At 57.6% G+C, this 11,611-nt stretch carries 5 protein-coding genes; 3 read left to right on the top strand and 2 right to left on the bottom strand.

From position 1 onward, the window contains the following. The 3 genes from AC1DH9_RS09980 to AC1DH9_RS09990 form a co-directional block, all read left to right on the top strand. Positions 1-391: CS1 type fimbrial major subunit (locus AC1DH9_RS09980; protein ID WP_477808109.1), on the top strand; the 391-nt coding region annotated here is incomplete at its 5' end. 33 nt (positions 392-424) lie between these two features. Beyond that, on the top strand, positions 425-1,687 hold the full coding sequence (locus AC1DH9_RS09985) for a hypothetical protein (RefSeq protein WP_427541178.1): 1,263 nt from the start codon (positions 425-427) through the stop codon (positions 1,685-1,687). A 41-nt stretch (positions 1,688-1,728) separates the two neighbouring features. Further along, positions 1,729-2,958, top strand: a complete 1,230-nt coding sequence (locus AC1DH9_RS09990) for a hypothetical protein (RefSeq protein ID WP_477808110.1) — start codon at positions 1,729-1,731, stop codon at positions 2,956-2,958. Positions 2,959-3,029: 71 nt separating this feature from the next. Here the strand turns inward: AC1DH9_RS09990 and AC1DH9_RS09995 are convergent, their stop codons facing one another. Then, entirely contained in the window at positions 3,030-7,880 is a 4,851-nt protein-coding gene (locus tag AC1DH9_RS09995) for an NEL-type E3 ubiquitin ligase domain-containing protein (RefSeq protein WP_477808111.1), read from the bottom strand. A 409-nt stretch (positions 7,881-8,289) separates the two neighbouring features. Continuing rightward, positions 8,290-11,436: a transglycosylase domain-containing protein gene (locus AC1DH9_RS10000; protein ID WP_427541169.1), complete on the bottom strand. Its 3,147-nt coding sequence runs from the start codon at positions 11,434-11,436 to the stop codon at positions 8,290-8,292. Between the last annotated feature and the right edge of the window lie 175 nt (positions 11,437-11,611).

Consider the following 11,611-nt stretch of genomic DNA (forward strand, 5'->3'; position numbering starts at 1 on the left):
GAGCCATGCGTTCTACGTCATTCCCGCAGACCCCGGCTGGATACATCAGGAGCAGCAGTTGCCCTGGAATCTGGTGACCTCGACCTTGGGCGGCTTGCGCAAGTATTTCGATGTCAAGAATGAAGCCGGTTCGATCAAGGCCCGGCTTGAAGGCAGGCCGTATCTGTCCAACGGTACCGATGCCCATGACATTGGCTTGCGTGTGCTGTTCAACGGCAGGTTATTGAACGAGCTGGAAAGCACTGAAGTGGTTTCCCTGAGCGATGCGGCCCTGGGTAAACGGGTTTTGCTGGAAGTCGTGCCCGTGCCGCCTGCCGACGGGGTTTACAAGCCCGGGAATTACTTTGGCAGCGTCAATATGATTTTCAATGCGGTGTTGCCGGGTGCTTGATACCGATTTCACTGATTCTACGAGGCTGAAAGGATGAGCCGTTTTCAGGCGTTCCAACGATGTGCAGGCCGCTGTGCGGGGGCGGGTCTTTTCTTCTCGGTGTGGTTGTCATCGGCCTGGGCTGAGGAGGTGTCGATTCAAGCCTCGTTCAGACCCGACTCTGGCAACCCGCAACACAATCAATTCAAGAATGACACGCCTTCCAGTGGTTACTGCGCCAGCTATCCCAGTGAGTGCAGGGACAACGGAATGTTCAGTCTGCGGGTACCGATTCAGTTCAACTCCAGTGTGCCAATCCTTGCCAATCATGTGGATGCCCGGCATGGAGCGATGATCAGAGTCCCGGCACAGTGGCGGGAGTTGACCGTCTATCATGAAGCGACCGGTGAACCAGAGCCGGTAAAAGTTCGAATCACGGGTGTGGGCTCTCAGTACGTCACCGATGATGTGATCAGCCTGGTGGGTGGGGGGAACGACTATCGGGTAGCCCACAATCAATTGTGGGGTCTCAGTTGGGTAAATGCTCCATCCCCTTGCTTATACAGTGGTGTGGGTGGATATACGCCTCAGCGGTATACCTTTTTCTGGAAAACGCCAACGGACGGTGCATGCCTGAAGCAGGCGAAATTCAATGTGCCGTGGATGCGCTACGAATATCTCGATTTTGCTTATGAACTGGTGACACCCAACCCGCTGGGCATGTCCTCGGGGAAGTACCAGGGGAGCCTGACGTACATCGTCGGCCCTTATGGGGACTTCGATATGGGCGATGTGATGTTGCCCGATACATCGACCCTTACCCTGAGTTTCACCCTGGATGTGCAACACACACTCAAGGTTGATGTTCCGCCGGGTGGCAATCGCGTTGAACTGGTCCCGCAGGGGGGATGGCAATCCTGGTTACAACAAGGCCGTAAGCCGACACGCTTGTTCAGAGATCAAACGTTCACTATTTCCGCGAGCTCGCGTTTCAAAATGAGCCTTGAGTGTCAGTACTCCCAGGACGGTAAAAACTGCGCTGTCAGAGAGCCCGTTTCCGGCCATTTCGTACCGCTGCACGTTGCCGTAAGTCTTCCCCATGGCCTGGCCGACAGTGGCGGGCAAGCCGTCAATCGTCGACGGTTATTGCGTGACGGCAGTGGCACCGAACTGTTCCAGCCGGGTTTTTATGTGGACCGAAAGCCCGGAACGCTGCACTTCGAAATCCCTGCGGATGAAGTGGCCGAGATGATCCACCCCGGATCGCAACGGCAGTATTCGGGCAATGCGACGGTCATCTGGGATTCGGAAGTTTAGAGGTTGTAGTCGTTGGAACCATGGAGTGGAGAGTGCGAGTCATGCAAGCATTAAAGGTATTGAGAACCAACAGAGCATCGGTATTGGCGGGAGTGTTTTCGTCAGTTCTCGCATCGTCAGTCGGTGCGGCCACCGTAGAGATGACCGCCGTGTTCCGGCCTGATCCGGCAAAGCCGATGCAAAATGCTTTTGTAAACACAACACCACAAGGCGGTTATTGTGGCGATCATCCGGCCTATTGCGAAAACGGGGTCTTCAGCATCGCCCTGCCGATTCGTTTCAAGTCGATCGCCCCCATCCTTCCACTGCATGACGAACGTCAGGGCCCGATGTTCAAGGTGCCGTCGTACTGGAAAGAAGTCACTGTCATCCATGACGGAACCGGTCAACCCGAGACGGTTAAAATGCGCATCAACGGTATAGGTGCGGCCTATACGATCAAGGATCCTCTGCCGGCTGGTGTCTGGCAGAGTGGTTGGGTATATGCTCCGCCACCCTGTGGCTATGGTGGAGTGGGTTATGGGTCTGCCCATTTTTTTGCTTTTTTCTGGAGAGTGCCGGCTAATGCAGGCGTTTGCTCGAAACAGGCACAGAAGCTGATTCCCGAGTCACTCCAGTTTGCCTATCAGGATGTAAGTTTCTCCTATGAGCTGGTGACACCCGATCCGCTAAAGATGTCGACCGGCACTTACCGGGGTGTATTGAACTATACCGCGGGGCCTTATAAAGACTTCGACATGGGCGATATCCTGTTGCCCAATGATGATGTGATTACCCTTAATTTCACCCTGACGGTCGAACATACCCTGAAAGTCGACATACCTCCCGGTGGCAATCGCGTTGAACTGGTCCCGCAGGGGGGATGGCAGGCCTGGCTGACGCAGGGGCGCAGACCGACACGGCTGTTTCGTGATCAAACATTCAATATTTCGTCGTYGAGTCGCTTCAAGATGCTCGTGGAGTGCCAGATTACAGGGCTGTTCGATTGCATGATCCGTGACCCGGTTTCACAACGCGCAGCCGTGGTGCAGCTCAGTGTCAGCCTGCCCAACGGCTTGACGAACCTCAGTGGGCAACCGGTCAATCGTCATCCGTTGCGTGTGGGCCAGGCGAATGCGCAAGAATTCAAACCCGGGTTTTATGTGGATCGGGCTCCAGGTGTGTTGCACTTCGAGATTGCAAGCTATTACGTGGACTTCATGTTGAGACCCGGTGTAGCAGCCAACTATTCCGGGACTATCACGGTGATCTGGGACTCCGAAGTGGGATAACCGTGAGGCGCGAACCGGTTTTCCGGTAAAGCCCTGAAGGCGGGGCCGGGAGCCTTCAGGGCGGGTTACCTCTACGCGGCCTTGTGCAACGCCTCGCGCGTCAACCGCCTGCTCAGTTGCTTCTCCTCGTAGCCAATGTCGTTGAGCAATCCTCCATAGACTTCATCGCTCATGTCCTCATCGGTGAGTACAACGCTGTCGTCGACGTTGAATTGCCGGGCGAGGTCCTCGACGCGCTGTTTGAGTGCCTGTCGTTGAGCAATCTGCATGCCTTTGGAACGGACCCAGGCGTGTTGAGCTTCGCGCAACTCATCCAGCAGGTCGGTCTTGTTTTCGTACAGTCGGGCATTGCGCCTGAACTCGATCGGGTAGGTGTCACGCAGGTATTTCTCCCAGAAGGGTTGCTCGATCATTGCATTGATCAGTCCATCGCCACTCTCCATCGACGTCACGGTGTCAAAGGCGGTGTCGAGCTTGGCTTGTTTGACTGCTGCCCGTTCGTGGTAGCGCATGGTTATCGATTGCCAAGGCAACTCCAGGCGTTCGGCCAGCCCGGTTTCAAACGCCAGAAACACCTCGACTTCATCCGGGTTCGCCTCCTCCACACTCTCCGGGTGTTCGTTGCGACGGCGAAACTCTTCGCGCGCGATATCATCTACCCGCTCCAGGCGAGCGGCACCTTTGGCCAGGTTGACCAGGCGGCTTTCAAGGCTCGCGCCCGACGTCGACAAGGCATAGGCTTCGGATGCGAGCACCTTGATGCCCATATGGTTGAATACCTGGGCCCCCGCATCAGCGCAGGTGGTAGGCGCTGTCGCCATCTCGAACAGTTCCTTGCGCAACGTGCTGTCCAGGTCGATGGCCTCGATCATTCGCCATACCCGGCTGCTGAGCTGTCTGCGCAATTCACCGCCGGCCTGGTAATCGGCCGAGCGGGTCTGCTTCTGGATCAGCGAGAAAAAACCTTCAGAACCCGGTTCGGTCATCAAGTCGTGCCAGGCTTCTTGCCGGAAGGTGCCCAGCCCGGAGACCTCGGAGCTCCACCATTGAGAGTCGTCGTTCATCGGCCATTGGGCCATCGCATTGGTAGCGGCGTCGGTATAGAGCTGTTCGGGAGAAATGCCGACCGAGCGCCGATACTCTTTGAAAATGACCAGATTTACCTCTGAAAGACTCCTTTCGTACAAACGGGTTCGCGCCACGATGAATGCATCCTCCGAGCCGGGCACGACGGTCGGGATTTTACTGATCGGGTTCTCCTGCAGATCCAGGAAAAAACCGCGCGGTCGAGGCTTGCCGATGGGCGCGAAGAGGCCGTCGGGCCACGTGGTTGCCCCGGTGTTGCTCAAACTCAGGATTCTCAGCTTGGGCATGCGTTCAACGTTCGGCAGCCTCGCCAGTTTCGGGTTGTCATCGAGCCTGAGCGTTTCCATGTGGGTCAGGTTTCGCAGTTGTTCGACAGCCTGGGGTGTCAACGTGATGTCGTTGTTCATCAGACGCAGCGTTCGAAGGTAGTGCATCTTGCCAATATCCTCAGGCAGCTGCGTCAGCCCGCAACTCCTGGCACTCAGTTGCCGAAGATGGGGGAAGTCCTTCAACAGCCCGGTGGAGGTTGCGGAAAAGTTCGTGCGGTCCAGGTTCAAGGTGCTGACCTGATCGAGGTAGTGCTTGATATCCGGCAGTTTTTTCCACCAGCGTTCGAGATCAAGAACATCGAACTCGGTTGACAGATCCAGCGCATAACCGCCGTCGACGGTGGTACTGCGTTCGCCGAAGACCGTGGGTTTTCTTTTAAAACAATCGACGAGCCGTTCGCTAATGTGCAGACCGCCGCCTCGCACGAACCCTTGTCGATCCGGCCCCCACGTATCAGGTTGCTGGTATCGCCAGCGATTGAGCAGCACGCGAAGATCATCCAGCTCGCGGTCCAGTCGTGTCAGTGTCCGCTGCCCTTGCTCTTGCGAGCCCAGGGACCGAACAAAGGTATTGACCTCCCTGTCGTTGAAGTGGGGGTACAGGTCCTGCACCCGTTCAGTGAGCGTGGCAGCTGTGATGGAAAGGCCGGGGCCGCGCAACAGCATCATGTCTTCATGGTCAGCCAACGGCCGGATAGGCGGTGCGGCGAGCGCTGTGCGGCGTTCGGCAGGCGTCTCGGTCTTGACCATCACCCATTGTTTGAAAAAGGCTCCCTGGCCGGGTCGATAACCCAATTGCGTTTGTTGGTTTTTCGGCAAGGCCTTGAGCACGGCTTCGAAAAAATCAGCGGCTTCATGCAACTTGTGGTTTTCGGCGTCCCAGACTTCGAATTGGTTCACGTCATCCCTGACCAGCACCCGGACTGTCGGYGCGTCCTGCGCACCCACACTGCCGCGCAGTGGCCCGGCATCGCTGCCTTCGCGAACCTCGATGCGCAATTGCGCGAACGTGTCGGTATGAATCCTGAGCGCGTTCAGCACCAGGCTTTCGGTTTCCGGCACCCACTGCGCGCCGTCGTGAAAGCCCTCATACGCATGGTTGGTCCGGGCTTCGAAGGCGGCTTCACGGGCGCGGCTTTTGAGGCTCAGCGGTAGGCGTTGCTCCTGTGTCATGCGCATGAGGTCTGCACCCTCGCTACTGTTCAACAACGTCTGTGCCGCTCGGGAGGGCAGCTCCGGAAATGCCTGGCGAATCAGCCGAACCTGCGGATCACTGGACGCTTGTGCCCCCTGATACAGCTGATTGACGATATCGGCGTTCAGGCGATTGGCTTCGTCCGCCAGACGATTACGCAGCGCTTGCACCCGATGGTTTTTGGCGATTGGCCCACCGAGCACCGCTTGCAGTTCTTCTTCGCTGAGGAACTCGACCAGGCTTGGCGCAAACCGGTCGCTCATGATGCTGGCCAGACTGGTGGAAAGTGTTTGCTCGTCGCTCGCGTCGGCATTGCCGTACTGGCGGAACCGGCCGCTCATGTCGGCGTTTTCATAGACCTTCAGGGCTTTATCCGAAGGCCAGCCGTCCAGGTAAGTCGCCAGCGGTTCAAACCAGTAAGACGATGAGTCCAGAGACAGGCCTGTTCGAATTCGTTCAATGGCTTGCCGGGTCTGGCGCTGGATGTTCAAGCGTTTGAGGCTGTCGTCCAGTAACGGTGGCGGGGCCGTGTTGTCGACGTACATCCGGCGCAACGCACCGTCTTCGGTGCCGCTGGCGAGGCGAACGTGTTCGAGTTCTGCATCGCTGAAACCGTCCACGGAGTGGCCGAGACGACGCATCAGTGTCGGGTTCTCCCACGCGCGCGGGTTCTCGGCTTCATGGGTCCAGGCGCCGAGACCGTTGTGTTTCAACTCGGGCAAATAGGCGTTGGGGCGGTGTGGGTGCTTGACCCGATAGTTGCCGGTCTTCGGGTCTTGTTGCACCGCGTAATGTTTTTCATCCAGCGGCAGAATGTCCTGGCCGTCGTGGGAATGAAGGCCCGATTCGTCAGGTCTGGAGTTGGCCGGTAAGGTGTAATCCGGCAGTTCGTAAGGTCTGAGATCGGGATGCCACAGGCGGGGCTGGCCGTTAGGCAGTTCCACCGGTTTCATGCCCTCGATCAGCGGCGAGAGCTTCAAGAGAGCGAACTGGCCAATCTGCGCGCCCACCGCAAAGGCCGCCAGCTGAACGACGTCGGTCACCACGCCGACGATATGCTCGGCGGCTTCGGTCCACTGGCCCAACGTCATGTCGACGATGCCTTCGATGACGTCGCTGGCAATCTGGTAGGCCGAGTAGACCATCATCAATTCGCCCAGGCCCGGGACGAAGGGTGTGGCGATCAACAGCGCGACGTTGAACAGGTCCGAGACTATTTTTTTGAAGTTCTCCCACCAGGCCCAGCGGGCGTTGCGATCGGTGTCGGCGGTGGACACGGCAATGTGTCGGGCGTCATTGAGGATCTTGTTCAGTTTTTGCTGGTAAAGGTGCTCCCATAATTCGCCGGTGATCGGTGCGGCGCTGAAATGCAGATTGGGGGGTGTGACCGGGACTTCTCGCCAGCTAGGCCCTTGGTCCAGCGGTTCTTTCTGATGCCATTTCACCTCGAACAGACGTTGTTGCAGCCCGCCGAAAAAATGCCCGCGCTGGTGCTGATCGACGAAGCGGCTGAAGTACTGCCGGTACGTCATTGCGCTGGACGATATGGCGTCGTTGTCGCGCAGTTGGCGAGTCAGTTCATTCATGAAGTGGACGGTTGAGGGGTACTCTTTCAGTGGATGCTCAGGGTCCTGTGGGACGTAGGCGAATATCGGTACAACCTCGCGGGCGCGGTCCAGGTTCGGCGTAATCAACACGATCCCGGTCAGGCGGCTATTTAGAATGGACAGTTCAGCGAACCGCATCACCCGGCCATGACGGGTGAGGTTGCGCTGGCCATCGAGCATCTTCAGGATCAGGTCGCGGGCATCGGAGTCGATGTCGCCGGTCATCACCGCTTGTTGAGCGGCGGCTTTGAATGAGGCTTTCTCGCTCTCGACGACTTTGAGTTTCAAAAAACTCTGCGCAAGCCCATCGCTGGGCAGCAACCGCTCTTCAAGGTATTGGGTATAGCGGGCACCGATGTCCAGTTCGCGGCACAGGGTCTGGAACTGGGCGATGGACATTTTGCGTCTGATCGGCAGAGTGTCGAAGTGCCCGCGCTCATCGGGCTGGCTGATGAAGTCTGAATCGGGCTCGCAGGTTTCGGTGCGCGCGAAGTTGTGTAAAGCGGCGTCCAGCAGCGAGACGGTTCGGGTGACAACAMCTGCGGACGTGTTGATGACATACCAAGGGCGCTCCTTGGGTAAATAGAGATGCAAGTAAGTTGTTCTGACATCGGCATCGACGCCGAACTGTTCCATCAGCGCCTGGGTGAGTAAAGGTTCCGCGAACTCATAGATGTTTTGTAACTCTTCAATAAACCGGTCCACCGTGTTCTGAGCAGACCAGAGTTTAAGGTTGGCCTTTTGTAACTGCCTGTGATCGAAGTCTGTGGCTGTGGTTATCCATTGCGCAGCCCCGGTTCTGGTGAGGCTCAGCTCCCGAACCCTTTGCAATGAAGCCTTTTTGAAGGTGGGGTGGATCCGACGCTTGATGAAATCGTAATGGCGGCCTTTATTATCGCCTGCTGGCGGTGCCTGGGGAGCAGAGATACTTCCTTGTAAGTCAGACATGCTTTTAATAAACCTTGAGCCTTAATCGGAGTTACCAGCCTAACTCCCGGGGCTCAAAGTAACAGTCTGGATTTTCACTGTTAAACAGCTGTCCACGCTGATGAAACATTGAAATTTGCAATGCCGAAAATAACTAATTACTACCTTCTTTTAGTGTTCCCTTTTATTAGCGCTGCGCTACGTTGGCAGGCAGACACAGTGTGTGGCTCCCCGGTTGCAGATACGGCGTGAGAATCGGTGCCATGCCTTTGAGTACCTGTACCGGCAACGCCGAGGTGAATTTAAAGGATTCGGCCGAGGCGCCAGGCACGAAGGCGGTCAGGGTGCCGAAGTGATTCTCGCCAATGTAGAACACGAACGTGGCGGTACGGTTGATCGATTTCGAACTCAGCACCCGTCCACCGGAGCCGAAGGCTTCAATGCGGTTGTCACCGGTGCCGGTCTTGCCGCCCATGGCCAGCGGGGTGCCATTTGGCAGTTTGAATGTACCGGCGACCCGTTTGGCGGTACCGGCGTCTACCACTTGCGACAACGCTTCGCGCATTGCCGTCGCCACTTCGGACGGCATCACTCGTTTGCCTTTTTCCGGGTCATTGATCACTGTTGTTTCATACGGCGTGCCGGCGGCGAAATGCAGGCTGTCGATGCGCAGGGTCGGCATCCGCACACCATCGTTGAGGATCGTCCCGATCAGCTCTGCCAGAGCCGCTGGCCGATCGCCGGAGCTGCCGATGGCCGTGGCCAGTGACGGCACCAGGTGGTCGAACGGGTAGCCGACTTTCTGCCAACGCTGGTGAATGTCGAGGAAGGCTTCGATCTCCAACATGGTGCGGATGCGGCTGTCGCGGGCGCTCTTGTGCCGGCTCTTGAACAGCCAGCTGTAGACTTCCTGGCGTTCGTATTCACTGGCTTTGACGATCTGGCTGAACTTGGCGTCGGGATGGTTCAGCAAGTAGCCCATCAGCCACAGGTCCAGTGGGTGGACCTTGGCGATAAAGCCCTGGTCGGGCAGGTCAAAGGCGCCCGGCCCGTAGGTTTTATAGAGTTTTTCCAGGCGCTCGTCAGTGAGTTTTTCGTTGAGCTTGCCGGCGGTTCTGTCGATATTTTTATCGGTATTTTTGGCCGTTTTCAGGTGTGCACGCACAAAGCTGTTAAAGCTTTCCTGACTGGCCTCGGGCAGCAGGTAACGGTGCACCGCGGCCAGACGAATAGCCGTCGGGTGCATGCTGTCGAGGAAGGTCTCGAGGCGAGCCTGGGTGTCCTTCTTCTGGTACTTCTTCCAGAAGCGCAGTAAAAACGCGGTGCCTTCATGGTCGGCGAATTGCGCCAGATATTCCTGGCGCCGTGGGTTGTCATCGTCACTGAGCAACTGGCCGCTGCTGTTGGGCCCCGAGTAAGTGCTGTAGCGCACCAGGTCGCGCATCAGGCGAATGAACGGCAGGTTGATCGATTCGCGCAGGGCATCGCGCAGGGTCGGGCTACGGCCGTTGTCTTCCTTGCGGAAGTTGTGAAAGGTGTGCAGGCCGCCGCCCGTGAAAAACGATTCGCCGGGGTTGGCCGAGTACGTACGGTTGAGCGCCGCATCGAGCATTTTCGGCAGGCTGCGGTCCGTGTTCTGGATCAGGTAATCGACGGCCCAGCGAGAAATCACGTCCTGCTCGGGGACCGCGGTTTTTTTCAGCACGGCCGGTGGCTGGTCGCCATAACGGTCGTGCAGTTCGGAGATGATTTGCAGGTAGGAGGTCAACACCCGCAGTTTGGCGGTGGAGCCCAGTTCCAGTTTGCTGCCTTCGTTGATGTCGAAAGGTTGATCGGTGCTGTCGGTCTGCACGCGCACGCGCGAGCCATCGGGGGTCCGCTCGAACAGGGTGAAGCTGTAACGCACCTGGGTCGTGCTGGTGGGGGTCAGCAAGTGTTCGCCGAGCAGGCCCAGTTGCGCCGCGTAAGTCGGGTCGGCCAGATGCTTGAGGTACTCGGTGGCCTTGGTTTGCAGGTCGTACTGCAAGGTGCTGGTGGCCGACAGGTCAAGGCGGTCGAGGTCATACAAAGGGCGATTGAGCAGGGCGGCCAGTCGACTGCGCGCCACACTGATGCCTTTGTTGGATTCGATCGGTTGAATGGTCGGTTGTTGTTGCCAGTCGCGGTAGGTCACCTTGCTCGCCAGTGCGGCAGCGGCCAGCGGGTCGTCGATCACGCCGTTTTGTGCGAGCAGGCGGATGTGGCTGTCGGTGAGTTCTACCAGTTCGTCACGGCCATTGGCCAGGTAGTGTGAAGGCCGACGCTGGGCGATCATCAGCGACAGTACCTGACGCAGGGCCAGACCGCGTTGAGACAGACTCAACGGGTCACTGGCAACACTTGTCAGGGCTCTATTGACCTGATTGAAGTCGGCGCCGTACCACACGCGCAACCCTTCGGCCATGCCATGCACTTCACCGTGGCCGGGCACCGCCGACAGCGGCACGCTGTTGAGGTAATCGCGCACGATGTTTTGACGAGTCGTGAGGGTTTGCGGGCCATCTTGATAAGCGCGCACGCTGGCGGAAATCATCTGGCGGATTTTCTCGCCGCCCGACACCGTGAGGCCATCGGGCGAGTGGCGGTATTTTTCCAGTTGAGTGGCCAGGGTGCTGCCACCGGCAGTCTGACCGGGCAGGTGCAACAGTTTGGCGATTTGCGACCAGGCTGCCTTGCCAAAACGCGGCCAGTCCACAGCGGGGTTGGCCAGGGGTTGTTTGGGGTCGAGCAGGTCGCGGTTCTCGATGAACAGCAGGCTGTGCACCACCAGCGGCGGGATCGCGGCAAAGCTCGAATACAGTTGCTGCGGATAGTTGTACTGATACAAGGGCAAGGCGCGGCAGTCGGTAATGGACAGGCCGGCCTGGATTTTCTCCGCGTAGGGCACGAAGAAGCCCTTTTCGCTGTAGTTGAACAGCTTCGGTGAGAAACGGGTTTGCGCGGAGATCATGTAGCCACGCTTGAGCAAGCGTGGCAAAAACTCACCCAGAGAACTGTAGCCCAGGCGCTTGTCGAAAGGCCCGGCACCCGGATAGAAAATCGAATCGCTGGGCCCCGGTTGCATCGAGTAACTCAGCGATGCAGCAAACTGGCTGAATTCGCGCGCTTGCAGTTTCGAGGTGCGCATTTCCTTGGAGGCTGCCCAGCCGAGCGCAACCAGAATAATCAATAACAACAACCAGAACAGTCGCCAGCCATAACGACGACGGCGAGGTTTTTTTGGTGAAGGCGCTTCTTCCACGCTATCAGTTGGCACAACAGTTTCACTCGAATCGGATTGCCACAAAGCGCCCATAGTCGATTGATCCATTTACGTAGATTGATCGGACTTGTCTGAAGCTTAGTCGCTGGTTGGAACCGGTGAAAATTTTGTGAATGCAGAATTTCCGACGATCGTCTGATCGTGATCCTGTGGGGAAGGAAGCTTGCTCATTCGTTGGGCATCACAACGTTGAAATGCAATGCAGGAC

This window comes from Pseudomonas sp. 05T35, assembly GCF_056396605.1.